General features: G+C 38.0%; 17 protein-coding genes. 9 read left to right on the top strand and 8 right to left on the bottom strand.

Annotation, left to right across the window (positions count from 1 at the left end):
* Positions 1 to 497: 497 nt before the first annotated feature.
* Together D9O48_RS03975 and D9O48_RS03970 are read right to left on the bottom strand one after the other, a co-directional pair.
* Complete coding sequence (locus tag D9O48_RS03975) at positions 498 to 2,018, bottom strand: RodZ family helix-turn-helix domain-containing protein (RefSeq protein WP_126970789.1); 1,521 nt, start codon at positions 2,016 to 2,018, stop codon at positions 498 to 500.
* On the bottom strand, positions 2,005 to 2,562 hold the full coding sequence (locus D9O48_RS03970) for an RNA polymerase sigma factor (protein WP_126970787.1): 558 nt from the start codon (positions 2,560 to 2,562) through the stop codon (positions 2,005 to 2,007). The genes D9O48_RS03975 and D9O48_RS03970 overlap by 14 nt, the downstream gene beginning before the upstream one ends.
* Before the next feature lie 298 nt (positions 2,563 to 2,860).
* On the opposite strand from D9O48_RS03970, the gene D9O48_RS03965 reads away from it, so the two are divergent.
* Positions 2,861 to 3,466 carry a hypothetical protein gene (locus D9O48_RS03965; protein ID WP_126970785.1) on the top strand — a complete coding sequence of 202 codons (606 nt, stop codon included), beginning with the start codon at positions 2,861 to 2,863 and terminating at the stop codon, positions 3,464 to 3,466.
* Here the strand turns inward: D9O48_RS03965 and D9O48_RS03960 are convergent.
* From D9O48_RS03960 to sppA, 3 genes are all read right to left on the bottom strand, one after another.
* The gene (locus tag D9O48_RS03960; RefSeq protein ID WP_126970783.1) at positions 3,425 to 3,919 is read right to left on the bottom strand and encodes a hypothetical protein; all 495 of its coding nucleotides are present in this window, start codon (positions 3,917 to 3,919) and stop codon (positions 3,425 to 3,427) included. The two genes, D9O48_RS03965 and D9O48_RS03960, sit on opposite strands and share 42 nt — an antisense overlap.
* 2 nt (positions 3,920 to 3,921) lie before the next feature.
* Positions 3,922 to 5,022, bottom strand: a complete 1,101-nt coding sequence (locus D9O48_RS03955; protein WP_126970781.1) for an ABC transporter permease — start codon at positions 5,020 to 5,022, stop codon at positions 3,922 to 3,924.
* 73 nt (positions 5,023 to 5,095) lie between these two features.
* On the bottom strand, positions 5,096 to 6,856 hold the full coding sequence (sppA, locus tag D9O48_RS03950) for a signal peptide peptidase SppA (protein ID WP_126970779.1): 1,761 nt from the start codon (positions 6,854 to 6,856) through the stop codon (positions 5,096 to 5,098).
* Between the two features lie 57 nt (positions 6,857 to 6,913).
* On the opposite strand from sppA, the gene folK reads away from it, so the two are divergent.
* Together folK and D9O48_RS03940 are read left to right on the top strand one after the other, a co-directional pair.
* Positions 6,914 to 7,399, top strand: coding sequence for a 2-amino-4-hydroxy-6-hydroxymethyldihydropteridine diphosphokinase (folK, locus tag D9O48_RS03945; protein ID WP_126970777.1), 486 nt, complete (start codon positions 6,914 to 6,916; stop codon positions 7,397 to 7,399).
* Positions 7,400 to 7,434: 35 nt separating this feature from the next.
* A complete protein-coding gene (locus D9O48_RS03940) occupies positions 7,435 to 8,067 on the top strand; it encodes a deoxynucleoside kinase (RefSeq protein WP_126970775.1) in 633 nt (210 codons plus the stop codon).
* Here D9O48_RS03940 and D9O48_RS03935 read toward each other — a convergent pair.
* Positions 8,064 to 8,561 carry a YkgJ family cysteine cluster protein gene (locus tag D9O48_RS03935; protein ID WP_126970773.1) on the bottom strand — a complete coding sequence of 166 codons (498 nt, stop codon included), beginning with the start codon at positions 8,559 to 8,561 and terminating at the stop codon, positions 8,064 to 8,066. The genes D9O48_RS03940 and D9O48_RS03935 overlap by 4 nt on opposite strands.
* A 471-nt stretch (positions 8,562 to 9,032) precedes the next feature.
* Here D9O48_RS03935 and D9O48_RS03930 point away from each other — a divergent pair, with 471 nt between their 5' ends.
* The 6 genes from D9O48_RS03930 to gcvP all read left to right on the top strand — a co-directional run bounded on the left by D9O48_RS03930 (position 9,033) and on the right by gcvP (position 17,549).
* Positions 9,033 to 9,734 (top strand): ABC transporter ATP-binding protein, encoded by a 702-nt coding sequence (locus D9O48_RS03930; protein WP_126970771.1) that lies wholly within the window; start codon positions 9,033 to 9,035, stop codon positions 9,732 to 9,734.
* 13 nt (positions 9,735 to 9,747) lie between these two features.
* Positions 9,748 to 11,157, top strand: coding sequence for an ABC transporter permease (locus tag D9O48_RS03925; protein WP_126970769.1), 1,410 nt, complete (start codon positions 9,748 to 9,750; stop codon positions 11,155 to 11,157).
* Entirely contained in the window at positions 11,154 to 12,485 is a 1,332-nt protein-coding gene (locus tag D9O48_RS03920) for a DUF3526 domain-containing protein (protein WP_126970767.1), read from the top strand. Before D9O48_RS03925 ends, D9O48_RS03920 begins: the two co-directional genes overlap by 4 nt.
* 76 nt (positions 12,486 to 12,561) lie before the next feature.
* A complete protein-coding gene (locus D9O48_RS03915) occupies positions 12,562 to 13,770 on the top strand; it encodes a GTP-binding protein (RefSeq protein WP_126970765.1) in 1,209 nt (402 codons plus the stop codon).
* Between the two features lie 143 nt (positions 13,771 to 13,913).
* Positions 13,914 to 14,273 (top strand): hypothetical protein, encoded by a 360-nt coding sequence (locus D9O48_RS03910; protein WP_126970763.1) that lies wholly within the window; start codon positions 13,914 to 13,916, stop codon positions 14,271 to 14,273.
* A 393-nt stretch (positions 14,274 to 14,666) separates the two neighbouring features.
* Positions 14,667 to 17,549 carry an aminomethyl-transferring glycine dehydrogenase gene (gene gcvP, locus D9O48_RS03905; protein ID WP_126970761.1) on the top strand — a complete coding sequence of 961 codons (2,883 nt, stop codon included), beginning with the start codon at positions 14,667 to 14,669 and terminating at the stop codon, positions 17,547 to 17,549.
* Positions 17,550 to 17,603: 54 nt separating this feature from the next.
* Here gcvP and D9O48_RS03900 read toward each other — a convergent pair whose 3' ends face one another.
* Together D9O48_RS03900 and D9O48_RS03895 are read right to left on the bottom strand one after the other, a co-directional pair.
* A complete protein-coding gene (locus tag D9O48_RS03900; RefSeq protein ID WP_126970759.1) occupies positions 17,604 to 18,332 on the bottom strand; it encodes a DUF481 domain-containing protein in 729 nt (242 codons plus the stop codon).
* A gap of 404 nt (positions 18,333 to 18,736) precedes the next feature.
* Positions 18,737 to 19,468 carry a DUF4397 domain-containing protein gene (locus D9O48_RS03895; protein ID WP_126970757.1) on the bottom strand — a complete coding sequence of 244 codons (732 nt, stop codon included), beginning with the start codon at positions 19,466 to 19,468 and terminating at the stop codon, positions 18,737 to 18,739.
* Positions 19,469 to 19,489 lie beyond the last annotated feature (21 nt).

Raw genomic sequence — 19,489 nt, 5'->3', positions numbered from 1 at the left:
GATGGATAATAGAAGTACCGATACTGCGGCTCAAGACCGTATCGGCCAGTACACGGTAACGGCGTTCACTACATGAAAAGGGCAACAGGTTATAATAATGTATCAGGTTACAGACTGTAAAATTTAAAACAAACCTACACATCACTGTTATAATAAAAGATCGCAGTATGAATAAAAATCAGGATGAATCACTAATAGAAAGGGGATAAAAAAAATATAGAAAAAACAACACTTTTATAAGGAATCATTTTCAACAAATATATCAGGTTCTTTTTAACCACCGTATTAATTAATGGGCAAAAAATGTTTTTCTTTTAAAATATTATTCTGAATGGCTAATAAAATAAAAACACTTACTCATTAAACAAGTTTGTTCATTTTTATATGACCCACAACTATATATTGAGAAGAAACATTGAAGCAGTAGTTTGTATAAAAACTGAAAAGGCCAACTAAGAATAGTCGACCCTTTTAAATAAAAAACACAGAGAGAGCGTTTAGAATAACTTCACACCAATGCTCAGCGCTCCCATCCAGGCGTGGTGTTTTGATTTTAGCTCAGGCTTATAAAAATCATTTAACTGATACCCCACATTAGGAGTAATTGTTACGGGGAATTTATTGTTACGGAAAAACTCAAAGTTTAATCCTGAGGTTAATGTAAACTGATTTTTGTTCATCAGGTCGTTTAATCTGAACATAACACCATTGGCTTCATCAAAGTGCAACATTTCTTCAGCAATCATCCGCTGGTATCTGATACCTGCGACAACAGAAATACCGTAGTTACCTTTAACGGGTGTCAGCAGGTAATTTACCTGTACCGGAACTGATAACATATGCCAGTAGTTATTAAACTCCTGTTTCTTAATGGGCATTGCCATCGCTAAAAATACCTGATCAACTTCATTCGTAAAGCGCATACCCGGTGCATAAAAATATTCAACAGGTGCAGCCTGGATAGCAGGATTACTCACAATGAAACGTTCTTCAATCACTCTCCAACCTACATTGGTTTTGGTAGATGAGTACTGATAATCGAAACCTGTCTGAATACTTAACCGGTCAGTAAGTGGTTTATTAGCCCATAACCCGGCATGGTAATATTTTTGAGACTGGTGTTTTAATTCATCTTTATCTACATAGTAATTGGCGTTTTGCAGTCCGGGAGAACTGTTATAAACCATCGATGATTTCAGGAAGCTTTCACCGAAACCACCTCTTCCGATACCCGATTCACCATAAGAACCGTGAATACCGAATTTCCATTTTCTTTTTGCTTTTTCTTTTTGTGGTAATACAACAGAGTCAGCCATTGCAACAAGGGTTTCCACCTCAACCGGCAATTGTTGAGCAGTGTCGATTGCCGGTTGGTCATTGGTTTTTACGATATGATCGTCCTCATTTGCATTTTTAGTTTCTTTCTTAGTTTTGGTTTCAAAAGATGTAACAACATGCGTGGGTGGTTCAACCGCTTTTTCCGCAACTTCTTTTACAGGATCTTCCTGTGTAACAGTTACTGGTGGTAAAGCGGCAGCAACCGGCGACTGACCTATATTATTAACTGTACTTTTATTATTTGTTATACGGGCTGACGACGCAGCTGGTTTCTTTTCAATAACAGGCTGAGTGAGCGGTTTGGCATCATTTACTGCAAGGTCTTTTTTACGACCTTCAGCAGTAGTTTCAGGATTAGCTGTTATGATACGATCATTTTTCTGATCGTTGATATCAATGGCAGGTTGATCTGCAAGTGGATTATTTAGCGTAGAGTTTTGATCATTCAGTAAAGTTTGATTAGACAATTCGTTTTGTAATACAGCCTCTTTGGGAGAATGCATCCACCAATAAGTGCCTAATAAGGCTAATACACAAACCGGGATGATGAAACCCGCCAGCCGGCGTCTCCTTTTACGGCGCAGCGTGGCCTGAACCTGGGCCCATACATGATTACCCGGTTTAATGCGCAACTGCGACATTTCATCATTAATATGTTTATCAAATCTATTCTCCGACATAATTGGATACTTTGAAAGATTGGGTTTGGTTATACCACTGGATTAATAAATTTCTGGCCCTGGCATACTGTGATCGTGAGGTTCCTTCGTTGATCTCCAGCATCTTTGCAATTTCAACGTGTGTAAAGCCTTCTACTGCGTGTAAGTTGAAAATTGTACGGTAACCTGTGGGCAATTTCCTGATTAACTGGGCTATTTCCTTGGCACTCAGGTGCAATTCAGGATTGTCTTTCGCAGCTATCTGATAGGAACTGTCTTCGCCGATTTCGTCGTGGTGATAGCGCGATTCTCTCTTGAGATAGTTCAGTGCCGTGTTTACCATAATCCGCCTGATCCATCCGCCCAATTCTCCTTCAAATTTGTACTGGTGTAAATTCTGAAAAACCTTAACAAAGCCATCCTGTAACACATCTTCTGCATCTGTTAATGACCGGGTATAGCGATAACAGACCCCCAGCATGTTCTCAGCGAACATGTCATAGAGTTGTTTCTGGGCCTTTGCCTTACCTCTAACACAGTCTTTAACCAATTCAGTATAATTCATCTCAAGTTAAATGTATGACAACTACAATACTTTAATCGTTGCACCTCTCAGTTTTAACGATTTAGTTATTTTTTAATTCTACCTAACTGTATCTTTTTCTGCACATTAAATATTATTTTTTATTAACGCTGCTCACTTTTTCGTGTCGTTTTACGTTGATTCTATTGTAATTTAGGCATCAAAATAGTGAGCATAACTCTTGAAATAGATCAACCGTCTGACCTTCACGAGACAAAACGCTGACTATCAACACATTTTGATTTTTGAATATTTTTTTGTAACTTATAAGACAGGACTTATGCGTTATTTTATTATCGGATTATTGCTTTTAACGGCAGCTTGTAAGCCAAAGCCGGCTACTCAATTTCCGGTATTGGAAGAAAAAAAGGTATCAGTGAGGTCGTCAGACTATACGGAGCGGAGTAATCTGATTGAGCAGATGTGGGTAGAAGTCAGGAAAAAAACCGATGCTGCGCGAGACATTGAGATAGAGTCGAAAGAATGGGAGAAATTACTACGTGATTCATTAGAGTCATGGAATCACTTCATTCAGAAAAATCAGGAATATTATACACTGGTGCCCGTTTATCTGGGTAAAATACACGACAGTACATTGAGAAGATACTGGACCCGGTACTTTGACAGTGCACAGGCCTCCTTTAAGAATTCTGTAGACAGTTTGCAATCGTTAGCCACCTTACTGACTCAACAGCAGGTAGGATTGAATGATGTAATTGTACAAATGAAATTAAAGTTTACGCACAATATGCTGCACGATTATCAGGAGCAGCAAATACCCAATAAAACACCGTTGGAAAGAATTGCTGTATTGCAGGATAGCATTTTAACTTATTACCGTGAATTATTGCGCGACACTCCGGTTACCGCTCAACCGATTCAGTGATTCTTCCATCATCGGCCCGATTTGTTTTTCATAAATAACGGAACTGAATTTTTCCCACGGATACCATTTTACCTGAATGGTAAAATACCATTGAACAATGGTTTCGCGTTCGTCACCGAAAAATACAAAGCCGCCATCGAAAGTTTTTTTGCTACCCTGGCTCCACAATGTAATGAGTGAATCGTTGCGGAAGTCTGTTTTCTGTACCGTCAATTCGTTAGAACGGATTTCATTTGCACTGGCAGTTAAATTTGTCAGCGCCGGGTTACTAATGTAGAGGTTCCAGTTTTTCCAGTCGTTCATATCGCTCAGGCGATGAATAACGCTATCTTTTGGCAGCGAAAGGTGAACAGACCGAATAATATTTACTTTAGAAGGAATCATTGCTGAAATAGCCGTGATAATTCCTGCAATAACTATAAAACTAATAATCGCCAGTTTAATAAAACGCATACTTATTCCCATTTAAATAATTTGGTAGCCAGCCAATATACCAATATTAACCAGGCTCCTAAAATCACCAGTTCTTTGGTACAACTCCACAAAGGAACACCGTCGTAAGCAATTTTCCTGAGGGCCGAATTCATTTGTGTTAACGGCAGAACCTCGCAAATTGTTTGGATCCACTGAGGAAATATTTCATTATTTACAAATGCGCCGCTAAAAATAAACTGCGGAAGCGCGATTACGTTAGCTAATGGCGGAATTACACTTTCGCTTTTAGCAATACCACTGATGATGAAGCCGAATCCCATAAATAAAATGACTCCTAAAAAACCAACTATCAGCATCTGCAATAATGAAGAAACGCCATTGGTGAGGGTATAGTTGAGAAAATAATAAGCTCCTGCAATCAAAATAAACATTACCCCCAGCTGCAACACTACCCTGCTCAATGCCTCGCCTAACAGTATATAAAGCCTTTTTACGGGTGTTGCAAAAAATCTTTTCAATACCAGTGTACTGCGCATATTGTAAAACAAAAATGCCACTCCGAATACACAGGATGCTAATAAAGTAACGCCTATTTGTCCGGGTAAAAGAAAATCTATCAAACGATAGGGTTTGCCTTGTATCAATTCAACCTGTGGCGATAAACTGGCGGTGGTAATCTGATCGGGATATACGGTTCTGTCGATCTGATGAATCGCTGTTTCGATCATCAATTGCAGTGTAGAAACTTCCTGATCAGAAATAATAGAAGAAGTCGTTAAATGAATTTCACTGGGAGCATTCGCAGGAGATTGTATGTCTACCAATGCTTTGATTTTGCCTCTTTTGAGGGATTCCTGTTGTTCGGTTGGAGTCAGTTGCTCCCACTCGAGAACAGAGAGATTTTTCAAAGCATGATAAATAACAGCTGTTGAATCACTATTTTCAGTAAAGGACACTTTCCACTTCATTGGTTGTTTATGTTCCAATACACTGAAAATGGCGATAAACACTACCGGAAACAGAAAATTGAAGACTAAAGTATTCGGACTTCTCACCAATCCTCTGAAACTAGCTTTAGTAATCGCTAGCATTGCCTTTAGCTGACTATATTGATTCGACATGAAATAATATCTACAATGAACCCGCAAAGCTATTGCAATTTGAGCAATTATCCTTGCGGGTCAGTAGAATAGGTTATCTGATAATAAATGTTTCGTAAGGTTTTAGCAGCGGAACTTTAAAGTTAGATTGCAGGCTTTTGAGCGATTCATACACCTGTAAGCCTTCCTGTCCCAGAGATTCTGCCAGTATATCCTGCTTTGATTTTGATGAAATTAACTCCATCGGGAAATTGGAGAACTCCAGTTTGCTTTTTTTGTCAGGATAATGAATAATACCGTAATCACGCAATTCTGCCTGTTGTGCGGCGATGGCGATAGCGGTATTTAACGATCCCAAAGTATCTACCAGTCCGATTTCTTTTGCTTTAATACCGCTCCATACACGTCCCTGGGCGATACTGTCTACATAATCAACCGAAAGGTTTCTTCCTTCAGCTACGCGTCGCTTGAAAACAGCATAAATGGTATCAATCTGAGTTTTCAGTAATTCAACCTGAAAAGGTTTCAGGTCTTCAAATACATTGATCGGTTGCGCTTTTTCACTGGTCTGTACGCCATCGGTGGTAATTCCGAGTTTATTATTCATTAACTTTTGTACGGATGGGATCATTGCAAAAACACCGATTGATCCGGTTAAAGTGGTAGGATCGGCCACAATGGTATTTCCATTCGCTGCAATATAATAACCGCCGGAAGCAGCATAGTTACCCATGCTTACAATCACCGGTTTAACTTGTCTGGTAAGCGTAATTTCACGCCAGATTTCTTCTGAAGCCAATGCAGATCCGCCCCCCGAATTTACTCTGAACACAACAGCTTTTACGGATGAATTTAAACGGGCTTTTTTAATCAGGGAGATATAATCTTCCGATGCAATCTGCTTGTATCCACCCTTACCGGTAATGATATCTCCTTCAGCGGCAATTAAAGCAATTTTATCAGCGCTGCTATTAATCAGGCTTAGCTTTTTAGCCTCTGCATACTTAGCGATAGATTCATATGCAATTTTGCGTGCAGGAGAAACTGACAATAACTCTCTGAAAATATTTTCTACTTCATCTTCATAACGGAGGCCGTCAATCAATTTAATATCCATTGCGTGTTGCGGAAATACGACCACTTGTTCATCAGCTTGTTTGCGTAACAAAACAGGATCAATGTTTCTTGATGCCGCCACTTCTGTTACCATATAGTTGAAAAGATCTTCCAGCAATTCGGTATACTGAATGCGGTTAGGATCTGACATTTTTTTCTCACGGAAAGGTTCGGTAGCACTTTTAAACTTTCCGGCATAAATAATCTGAGGGTTTATTTCAAGCTTATCGAGTGCTCCTTTAAAGAACAATAAGGTGGTAGATAACCCTGACCACTCGATAGCTCCCTGCGGATTTACAAAAACTGAGTCAGCCGCACTCATTACAAAATAAGACAACTGGCTCATTTCAGCAGCATAACCATATACCGGCTTGCCAGATTTTTCTCTAAACTTCATCAGTGCTTTTCTCAATTCATCGCTGTTAGCAAAACCATTATTGTTATTGCTGCCCTGTAGTAAAATAGCGTTTACAGAAGGGTCATTAGCTGCCATTTCAATCAATTGAATCACTTCATAAAAAGAAGGCAAATCGTATTCTTTATCAGATTGTAAAAACAGCAAAGGGTTTGTTTGCCCCACTTCGGGATAACTCTTTGACAAATCGATGGTTAACACCGATTTAGGTGAAATGGTAACAGCAGATGAACCCGCTGTACAAACACCTATTACAATAATAAAAAAGCAAAAAAATACCAATGCAGCAGTGGATGCAAAGAAAATTTTAAAAAAGCTCTTCATCTGTGTTTAGTTTTATCAAATTTCTATGAACTTTGCGTATTCAGCCTGTAATTAAGTATGAATACATGTTTTTTATTGATCGGCGGCAACCTGGGAGACAGATTAAACTATCTCACAAAAGCTGCGCAACTGATTGGGTTAAATATAGGACGAATCATTGATTTTTCCCCTATTTATGAAACTGAAGCCTGGGGAAATACCGAACAGGCTCCCTTTCTGAATCAGGTACTGAAAGTTCAAACTGCACTTTCTGCTGACAATGTACTACAAAAAGCATTAAGTATCGAGTTAGAACTAGGGCGGATAAGAAATGAAAAATATGGAGCCAGAACCATTGATATAGATATTTTGTTATATAACAACGATATTATCAATCAACCGCATTTAGCCATTCCGCATCCGAGAATAGCTGAAAGAAAATTCGTATTAACCCCTCTGAATATAATCGCTCCCACTTACCTGCACCCGGTGCACCTGAAAACAGTAGAGCAGCTTTACTACGAATGTATAGACTCGTTAGATGTGAAAAAATATATTCCTTAAAATTATCTGATTAGCATTTCTTTGCGGTAACCGACATGAGATACAGATTTATTACGATAGAAGGAAACATTGGGGCAGGCAAAACCACCTTAGCCAATATTCTGGCTAAAAAACTGAATGCGAGATTAATTCTGGAAGCATTTGCAGACAATCCTTTCCTCTCAAAATTTTATGAGAATCCGGCACAATATGCTTTTCCATTAGAACTCTTCTTTATGGCTGAGCGATATAAGCAATTGAAAGAATTACTACAAACCCAGGATATCTTTCAACAGGTAACAATCAGTGATTACTTATTTACAAAATGTTTGTTGTTTGCAAAAGTGAACCTGCCTGAAGAAGAATTTAAACTGTATCAGAAGCTATTCGATATTATCCATGCGCAATTACTTCAACCGGAGATATTGATTTATCTGCATGCGCCGGTTGATAAACTTCAGCAAAATATAAAAAAGAGAAACCGTTCTTATGAGCAAAGTATACCTGACGAATACCTTTCAAATATTCAGGATACTTATCTGCAATACATTAAGCAATATAATATCAAAACATTGATGGTAGATGCCAGCAATGCCGATTTTATAACGAATGATAAACATGTCAATATCATTCTGGATGCTTTGGAAAAAGAATATACAAACGGGCAACACCCAATCGTACTGGATTAAGGCGACAATTTTTCGAGCACATAGTAAACAGCCGGACAAAAAGTAACGTTTTTAAGTGTAATGTTTTTTCTTTTCAACAATACATCTTCATCTGTATAAGGAAATCTGGCACAATCTGAAGGACGCACTTCATAGATGCTGCAATAATTGTCAGCTCCCAGAAACGGACATGGAGTGTTTTTTACAACATAATCACCTTCGTTATCAAGATTCAGGTAAGTATCGATAAACGTACTTTCTCTCATCCGGAGGTGTTTACTGATACGTTTAATATCCGGTGTTTTAAACCGGGGTGAATAGTTTTTGCAGCAGGCTGCACAAGACAGGCAATCTACCTTTTCAAAGGCTTCTTCATGCAAGTCGGGCAAAGCTTTAATAGCAGCAGCCTGAGGAATAGTTTTCAAAAGCTGCTGATACTTTTTGGTATTGGCTTTTGATTTCATTTCCCAATTCTCGAGATCCACTTCTTTATATGTTTTTTTTGCCTTCGACATTGCGCTGCAAAGTTACCGCAATCATTGCTGGATAAGAAAAAAAACTCCACCTGAACCAAAATACAGGTTCTACAGGATTTTACCGTTCAATAATTGCAGGCATATTTAAAAGTCATTTATAAAGAACTGTTTATGACTGATATTTACAAAATGTTACAATATTGAAGAATTGTATACAGCCTTTCCGCAATTCAATTTTGCGCCATTTAAAACCGGTTTTGTTTCCATATCAACTTCTCAGAGCATGTTATTCATGCCCATATACCCACATACGCCCTTGAAAAAACCTTTCATCACTTATTTTACAGAAATTAATGCAACACTATTGCATTAAATAAAATAATTACTATTTTCGCAACACTGTTGCATTATTATCTTATAGCAACTGCTTGTACTCAAAGTGAATTGGTACTTCGTATCAATTCACTTTGAGTAAGTACGATTATAATTTTTCAAAGCTAAAAAAGTGTTATGATAGCGATCCAAAATGCGAGTTTATCATATAAAGGCAAACAGGCAGTAGATAGTTTGTCATTGACTGTAGCCGGTGGAGAAATTTATGGTTTACTCGGGCCGAACGGTGCCGGCAAATCAACCACCATGAATATGCTTCTGGGATTCTTAAAACCCGATAGTGGTAAAACCATAATTGCCGGTATCAATACCAGCGAGCAGGCCGGAACTTCACGAAAGCATATCGGCTATATTCCTGAAAATGTTAATCTCTACCCCTATCTATCTGGGATTGAAAACCTTGACTATTTCTGTAAAATAGCTAACCTGCATTATAGCAGACAGGAATTATCCGGTTTTCTGACGAAATGTGGTTTGCGGGAGGAAGCACTGAACAGAAGAACAGAAACTTATTCTAAAGGCATGCGGCAAAAAGTAGGTATTGCCATTGCATATGCGAAAAAAGCAAGTGCTTATCTGCTTGACGAACCTGCCAGTGGATTGGATCCACTGGCTAGCAATGAGCTATCATTATTACTCAAAAAACTTGCAGATGAAGGAGCGGCCATTTTGATGGCATCGCACGATATTTTCCGGGTGCGTGAAACCTGTCACCGGATTGGTATTCTCAAACACGGAGTTTTGGTAAATGAAATGCACACGTCCGCAGTAACCGCAAATGAACTGGAAAAAATCTATCTGAACTACATGCAGGATTAAAACAATTTATTTTATGAAGCAAATTATCATAAACGAGCTGAAAATGCTGTTCAGAGTCCGGGTATTAGTTTATCTAACGGCGTTGTTCATTATTACACTTATAATGGTAACCTGGTCAGGAAGTGCTCAAACCAGTCAGCAACAACAACAGCAGCAGGCAGCCGGCGAGCATGTACGTGAACAATGGGAAAGTATTGACAATATGAATCCGCACAGTGCTGCACACTACGGCTCTTACGTTTTTAAACCCGTTACATCCCTAAGCAGTATTGATGAGGGTATCAACAGTATTACCGGAAATGTTTTACGGCTGGAAGGTCATATGCAGAACGAAATAATATACTCGGAAGCATCACAAACCCTATCAGTGTCTAAGTTTGGAAAACTCAAACCTTCATTATTACTGCAATATATTATTCCGCTTTTACTCATTTTTCTTGCTTTTGCATCAGTAAGTAGTGAAAAAGAAACCGGAAGGCTTAAACTCCTTGTGCTTCAGGGAGCATCACTTCGCTCGGTTATCTTCTCTAAAGCTATTAGCGTATGGATGTATGGTTTACTACTTTTAGCCGTTACTGTAGCAGGTCAAATGATTATTAATTCACAGGGCATAGGCAAAGACAGCCTGATAAGAATAACTCTTTTGTCACTGGTATATTCGGCATACTATTACATCATTACACTTCTTTCAACCTGGTTTTCAGCACGCTTAAAAACCAATACGGCCTCCTTATCGTCTATGCTTGGATTATGGTTATTATGGACGATATTTCTACCCAGAATATGGGGAAATACCACAGATAAACTATATCCGCTGCCAAGCAGGCAGAACTTCACGGCGGCCATGCAGGAAGACCGGTCTCAGGGGCTCGACGGACATAATCCATCAGATAAGAGATCAGAAGAATTTAAGCAGCAAACACTAGCTAAATATAAAGTTACCAGTCTGCAGGATTTACCGGTAAATTTTGACGGACTTCGTATGCAGGCCGATGAAGAATACGGAAACGCTGTATGGGATAAACATTTCGGAAACAACTACGGATTACTTCAAAAACAGAAAAAATTTTATCAGCTGTCAGGCATCATTAACCCTTTCGCTTCTTTACAAAGCACCGGCATGGCACTCAGTGGAAGCGATATGCATCATCATCTGGATTTTCTTCAACAGGCAGAAAACTATCGCAGAACGCTCATTAAAACGCTAAACGATCAACATGCGTTCGGAGGGTCAAAAACAGGAGAAAGAGCACAAAAAGAAAACAATCAGTTTTACAGATCAATCAGTCAATTTGAATACAAAATGCCCTCCTGGAAACTAATAAGTATACACTATGTAACAGACTTTTTATTGCTTGCAATCTGGGTATTGGCAATCACCATTATTGTATTTACAACTTCAAAAAAAATAAAACTGGCATGAAGCATCTGATTACAATTATGCAAAATGAATTCAGGCATTTTGCCAGAAGTACTTTTAAAATAATTTCCCTGTTTCTTTTTATCGTGGCTGCTATCTATGGCCTTCAGAATGGTTATACGCTTTTAAAAAAACAAAAGGAAGAAATTGAAAGTATAAAAAATAAAAACAAACTTACCATAAACGAAGTTACTGTCTGGTATGATGCAGGAAAAAAAGGTCCTGATGATAAACCCTGGATAGATGTAACTACACCCGTTCGTGCAATATGGTATGCTCCTGCTGTTGCCTTCAAAGAACCTTCTGAATTGATTCCTTTTTCTATAGGGCAGGCTGAACAATATGGTTACTATAAACAGGTCACTAACAGAAGCAGCACTATGGATGCTGATCTTGCAGAAGAAATCGCTAACCCTGAAAGACTGATGACAGGTACGCTCGACTTCAGTTTTGCTATTCTTTATCTTTTACCGGTTTTATCTATTATTCTGCTATTTAATATTGGTGGGCTTGAAAAAGATCTCTCTTTTAATAAACTGATTGAAATTAATAACATCAATAACAAAAAATGGTTATTAGCTCGGTTTGGATTCTATTTCTTCTTACTTATTAGCCTGATCATACTATTGATGTTTACTTATGCCTTACTCACCGGAGCATTGACAGAACTAGCCGGAAATTTTATACGCTTTTGCATGCTTATCGTATTCTATACAGCATTATGGTTTGGAGCTTTCTATTTTATCAATCTGAAAGGAAAAGGAAGTGCAGGTCAGGCAATAAAGATGGTTTCACTCTGGATTATTCTATGCATAGTCATTCCTGGCACTGTACATCAGCTGGTAACATTAAAATATCCTGCCAGTTACATGACTGATTTTCTGGATGCCAGCCGGGAAGAAACCTATAAAATATACGATCTGCCTTCAGATAACATCGCACAGCAATTATTAACAATATACCCGCAACTTGCACACACCCAGCATGGAAAAGACACACTCAAAAATGAACTTATCATTGGTAATTCAACCAGCGGCATAACCAATCAATTAATGAAAAATGCTGTTAAGAAAATTGAAAACATCAACGAAAACAAAAACAATTTTATCCGCAACAGTTATTTCTTCAATCCGGTAAGCTGGTTTCAAAATAAAATGAATTCACTTTCAGAAACAGATTATGATGCATATTATCGATACAGGCAAACCATTCAACAAATGATTGATCAGAAAGTAGAGATTCAACTGATGGACAGCTGGAATAAAGTTAAAGTAGACAAAGAAAGATTTCTCCGTTATGTAGATACTTTTTCCAATATCAATAAAAAATAATATCAAAAACTTTTAACCGATGAAAAATATTTTATACAACTCATCTGAAAAAATATTTTCACCGGACTAAACAGATATGAAAACAGAAAAAAAGTTGCCGGTAACAGTTTTAAGTGGATTTCTAGGAGCAGGAAAAACAACATTACTGAACAATATCCTGCATAATAAAGCCGGACTGAAAGTAGCCGTAATCGTTAATGATATGAGCGAAATAAACATTGATGCGAGATTAGTAGAAAATACAAATACCTTATCCAGAACGGAAGAGAAGTTAGTAGAAATGAGCAATGGTTGTATTTGCTGTACGCTTCGTGAAGACCTGATGGCAGAAGTTGAAAAACTAGCAAAAGAAAACAGGTATGATTATCTATTAATTGAAAGTACCGGTATCAGCGAACCTGTTCCGGTGGCTCAGACTTTTTCTTTTACAGACGAAAAAAATCACATCGATCTATCGCGCTTCAGCTATATTGATACAATGGTAACGGTGGTAGATTGTTTTAATTTTTTCAAAGACTTTGGTACCAATCAACGATTGCTTGACCGAAATCTAACTGATACAGAGGGAGACGACCGCACCATTGTAAACCTGCTGACTGACCAGATAGAATTTGCCAATGTGATTATACTCAATAAAACAGATCTTGTAGATGACTATACAACAGGCCTGTTAACAGCCGCTGTTAAAAAATTAAATCCTGATGCAAAAATTATCAGATCCGAATTTGGAAGAATAGATGCTTCACAAATTATAAATACCGGTCTGTTTGATTTTGAAACAGCACAACATTCTGCAGGCTGGCAAAAAGAGTTAGAAGCATCGCTTCATATACCTGAAACAGAAGAATATGGTATAAGTTCTTTTGTTTTTCGTAACTCCAGCCCTTTTCATCCTGAAAGATTATGGCAATACCTGAATGAAGAATATCCCTCGGGTATTATAAGAGCAAAAGGTTTGTTTTGGTTAGCCTCCCGCCCAAATGATGCACTTAACTTTTCTCAGGCCGGAGGCTCTTCCCGACTTGAAAGTGCAGGCGTCTGGTGGTGTACTATGCCCCTCAGTGAAAGAACAAAATATGCCTCTTTTATCAATCATCAGCAATTTATTGAAGCAAGATGGAGCAAACAATGGGGTGATCGTATGAATGAGCTGGTTTTTATTGGTCAGAATATCAATAAAGAAAAAATAATAATGGACCTTGAAAAATGTCTGCTGCAGGATGAAGAAAAATATCTCTTCGACAATAAAATAAGATTCATTGACCCTTTCCCGAAAAACATATAACAAATCAGTTTAATAGAATAATCAAAATAAAAAAATGAAATCAACTCTTTCCCTTAAGAAATATTTATGATAACGAGTCTTATCAGGCAGATGAATCAATCAATAAAAATGAATATTTATCCCCTATTGTAAACATTGCCGCTGTGAAAGGAGATGGAAAAATGTATTGTTTAATTATAAATAAAAAACATAATTACCGGCCGGAAACAATTGCAACCATAGATTTTTCTAAAGTAATTGTTACTGATATCTGGGAACACCGCAACATCACCCAATCTCAATTCGTATCAAATATGTATGATTTTTCAACAACTCCTTTATCATTTTTTTTCCCTTCCCTTGAAATCGGAGCTTTAAATGACAGGAATTCACCCGTCGCAAATCCTATAAACGAACTGAAGGCCTGGGAAACCGGAAATTATTACGTTGGCTTTATCTCCCACAACATTACCCATAATATGACAGTATTTCATTATGGAGAAATTTCAATTAATATGAATTAACCGATCGGTCCGTAGTATATCTGAAGCAATTGAATAAACCTATCCTGTATAGGGTCAGTATTATTCAATTCCACACTATGGACCGGTTATACTATCAGCGATAAAAAACGTATGCAGATCCGGCATATACGCGACTCTAAATTGTATTTAGCGCACCTCAAAAAACACCGCCCACCTTTCGTATTGACGCACCTCCTGTTTCACTCACCTATTTAAATATTTAGATCATTTTTTAACTTTTATTAGTATTTCGTTAAAAAAAACTACTTTTTTTTGTGTTTTGACCATTCAATCACAACTTATGCACCGTTAAAACTAAAACGATTTAGAATGAAAGATTAACTATAACTTTGCGGCAATTTTATATCCTGTTTTAGTAATACTTTATATATTATGAGTCTTTTTGAACAGCAAAATGCAGAATTTCAAGGCCGCCATATTGGCCCTACTGCCGATGAAGTACAGCAGATGTTGTCTACCATCGGAGTAGACAGTTTAGAGTCTTTAATCGGTAAAACCATTCCTCAAAGTATCCGTATGCAAGACTCGTTAGATTTACCGGGTCCGGTGAGCGAATACGATTATCTGAAAAGAATCAAGGAAGTCTCATTAGATAACAAAGTTTTTAAAACCTATATCGGGCAGGGATATTACAATACGATCGTTCCTTCAGTGATCTTACGTAATGTATTTGAAAATCCGGGTTGGTATACTCAATACACACCTTACCAGGCGGAGATTTCGCAAGGTAGACTGGAGAGCTTGCTGAATTACCAGACAATGATCAGTGATTTAACAGGTTTGCCGATTGCAAATGCGTCATTGCTCGACGAAGCTACTGCAGCGGCGGAGGCAATGGCTATGTTCTTTAGCACACTCAACAAAAATGCATCTAACATTACCAGACCGAAATTTTTTGTTGACAATTATATTTTCCCTCAAACAAAAGATGTACTGGTTACGCGTGCTTTACCCATAGGCATTGAACTGGTATTCGGCGATTATCAATCTGCCGAGATCGACCAGACTTATTTCGGTGCTATTGTTCAGTACCCGAACAGTCAGGGTTCTGTAGAAGATTATGCAGCTTTTATTCATAAAGTACATGATGCCGGTGCATACGTAGTAATGGCAACAGACCTGTTGGCATTAACATTATTAAAATCTCCCGGCGAATTAGGTGCGGATGCAGCCTGCGGAAGTGCACAAAGATTCGGCGTACCTTTAGGTTTCGGTGGTCCTCACGCGGCATTCTTTACAGTAAAAGATGAATTCAAAAGAACAATTCCCGGTAGAATTATCGGTATCAGTGTAGACTCACAAGGTAATAAAGCATTACGCATGGCTTTACAAACCCGTGAACAACACATCAAACGCGAAAAAGCAACTTCCAATATTTGTACGGCACAGGCATTATTAGCAAATATGGCAGCGATGTATGCTGTTTTTCATGGCCCGAAAGGACTGAAAGCAATTGCAGACAGAGTAAACGTATTAGCAGATTCATTGGCAGACGCCTTACAAACCTTAGGAGCAGAACTGATTAATAAATCATTCTTTGATACGCTCACTGTAAAAGTAAATAATAAAGAGGCGGTACTGGCTGCTGCAGGTGCAGCTGGAATCAACTTCAGAATTACAAAAGAAGGATATATTGGTATATCATTAGACGAAACTACTTCTCCTAAAGACATACTGGATATCGTTGCCGTATTCAATACGACGGATAATACAGCTGCAGGTATCACGGTAGCGAACGAAGCCACTTATGAAAATATTCCGGTTTCGTTACATAGAAATTCTCCTTACCTGACACACCCGGTTTTCAATACCCATCATAGCGAAACGCAAATGATGCGTTACATGAAAAAATTAGAGAACAAAGATTTATCGTTGAATACATCAATGATCTCTTTAGGTTCATGTACTATGAAATTAAATGCGGCAACTGAAATGATGCCGTTAAGCTGGAGCCACTGGAGTTCTATTCACCCATTTGCACCTAAAACGCAGGTAGCAGGATATCATCAGATGATTGATGAGTTAAGCCGTTACTTATGCGCTATCACAGCATTCGATGCCTGTAGTTTACAACCGAACAGTGGTGCACAGGGAGAATATGCCGGTTTATTAACAATCCGTAACTATTTCAATGCAAGAGGTGAATCACACCGTACTGTAATGCTGATTCCTATTTCGGCACACGGTACTAACCCGGCCAGTGCTGTGATGGCAGGAATGAAAGTAGTGGTAGTAAAAGCATTGGAAAACGGTTATATCGACGTAGACGATTTAAAAGCTAAAGCTGAACAATACAAAGACAATCTTGCTGGTATCATGATTACTTATCCGAGTACTTATGGTATTTTCGAAGAAAGTGTAAAAGACATTACTCAAATTATTCACCAATATGGTGGACAGGTTTATATGGATGGTGCGAACATGAATGCACAGGTAGGTTTAACAGCTCCGGGTTTAATCGGTGCGGATGTTTGTCACCTGAACCTGCACAAAACCTTTGCAATTCCGCATGGTGGTGGCGGCCCTGGTATGGGACCCATCTGTGTAAAAGCTCACCTCGCTCCTTACCTTCCTTCTCACATTGAAGAAGATAATTCATCAAAAGAAGCTTACGATGCAGTAAGCGCCGCTCCGTTCGGCTCAGCATCTATTTTGTTGATCTCTCATGCTTATATCAGCATGTTAGGTGGAGAAGGCGTTAAAAATGCTACTCAATACGCTATTCTGAATGCGAACTATATGCGCGCTCGACTTGAAAAAGAATTCGATATTCTTTATTTAGGTAACAACGGTACCTGTGCGCACGAGTTTATTGTAGACTTACGTCCTTTCAAAAAAACAGCCGAAATAGAAGCAGAAGATGTAGCAAAACGTTTGATGGACTATGGCTTCCACGCTCCTACTATGAGTTTCCCGGTTCCAGGAACAATTATGATTGAACCAACAGAAAGTGAAAACAAAGCAGAGCTGGATCGTTTCTGTGACGCTTTATTAAGTATCAGAGAGGAAATCAGAGCTATTGAAAACAATCAGATGGACAAAGCGGACAATCCGTTAAAAAATGCACCGCATACACAATTCATGATTACTGCTACCGACTGGGCGCATGCTTACACACGTGAGCAAGCTGCTTATCCGTTAGAGTTTATCAAAGAAAATAAATTCTGGCCTTCCGTAGGCAGAGTTAACAACACAGTAGGCGACAGAAACCTTATCTGTACCTGCGAACCTGTTGAAGCTTACATGGAAAGCTAATCATAAAGGAGGGTGTAAACACCCTCCTTTATTTTTTATATCCCAATCTCTTTGTTAAAAATATCCCGCAGCAGTTAAGCCTATGTTGAGAATAAGATTTTCTCTATCCGTTCTTGATATTTTATTGTAAGTTAATCCTGCTGTAAATCGCAGCCATCTTTTCAACTGAAAGTTAAGTGCCGCTGATGAACGTATAATATAATCATGGCCGTCTTCTAAAGAAGGTTGCCAGAAGTGAGAACCTTCCAAACTAAGGTCTTGAGTAATATTCCACGCATGTTTGATACGCAATGAATTTCTCCAGGTATTATAATGCTCCCTCATTTTATCGGTATTTAATATCTGGCTGGTTTCGTACATGATTCCATCAGTGATCACGATGTTGATCCGATCATTATTAACCACATTCCAACCTAAACCAGCACCTCCCTGAAACTGGTTAAAAATGTTTAATGATTTAGAAGTGGTATAATTCATCAACCCCCAATAATAGATCTTATGTGTATTTTTAAGTATATCCATATTTAGCGATGTGGTATAATCATTGTTTATTACTTCACCGCCCTGTTTGCCGTAAACGTAGTTATGACTGCTAGAGAGTGAAATTTTATTTTTCTCCAGCGTATATGCCAAAGCATTGGTCAATACGAATGATTTTTTATCATTCGTATTATTCAGAATACCCGTAGTACTGAACCTCACATAATTAAAAACAGAATCATTAAACTGTGCATTTCCGGTTAAGGAAAGAAATATTAAAAACAAAAAAACACTTCCTCTCATCACAATATTTTTTTCAAAAATAAAGATTAAAAAAAGAATGCTTTACTATTCGTACGAAACAAATGATCGTTGTAAGGAGAATAGAAAACAAAAAAGCTGTCTGGTAGTCCAGACAGCTTTGGCAGTTGGTTTTGGTTACTATAGAAATTTATATGATCTATTAGTAGAGCATATAAGAAATTAAGCAATTAGTTGGCAATGGAAATAAGCAGTTCGTTGAAGTTTAAGTAGGATTGCATTGCAATCGAGCTATCAAATATAGGCTTTTTTAATATTTTGCCAAAAAAATCAGAAAAATATCTTAAAATTTTGGAGACGAAAAGTTAAAGCAGATTTTTTGTTAAGCGCATTAAAAAAGGTTGGAATAAAATCCAACCTTTTTAATAATTATTTGTATAAAACTACTAATAGAAAATAGCTCTTTGTAAAAAGACATTATATTCTTTGTTACCCACACCATCTTTCACGCCGGTAAACCAGATTGTGTAAGCATTACCGGGAAGAAGTGTTTGTGTATTTCTGCGTGCTAAAACTTCTTCAGGTTGACCGGCTTTTGTAATTTTAATATCGTACGTGTTTGGATTTTTTTCATCAAACAAACGATACAAAGGCATTTCAACGTGATCAGCCAGGTATCGGCCAGACCAGGTCAGAATATCACCTACATAAACGTCTACCACAGCATTTTCATCAGGGCTCAGATTAAAGAAGCGGATAACACAATTATTATTGGTTACTTCTGAAAAATCGTCGCTGATGACTGATAACTTAGTAGTAGAATCGTAGTCTGAATAAGTGAATAATGTATATGCTTTTGCGCTATCAAAACGGAAGTTTGATGTTGTCGCCGCCAATAAGCTATCTGAATTTTCTTTCTTAAAGCTTACTTTATAAGAATTTGACCATACTGTACTGTATGAGCTCAATAATGCATTGACATTTAATGGATTAGTTGCTTTTGCATCATTTAGATACAACTCAGCTCTTGGAGCAAATAATGCCATATGACCTAACATTACAAAAGATTGTGGGTCACGTGCTCCATCACCAATATCATTTTTCAAGCAACCGGTAGCTAATACCACAAAGCTAACCAAGGCTAATAGGTTACATCTCAAGTTTGAAAAAAACTTCATAATTACAGTTTTATAAATTGG

Origin of the sequence: Gynurincola endophyticus (assembly GCF_003991195.1) — a bacterium.
GTDB classification, from domain to species: Bacteria; Bacteroidota; Bacteroidia; order Chitinophagales; family Chitinophagaceae; genus Gynurincola; species Gynurincola endophyticus.
Note: the sequence above shows the minus strand (reverse complement) of the source record. Positions and strands in the feature narration are given on the sequence as shown.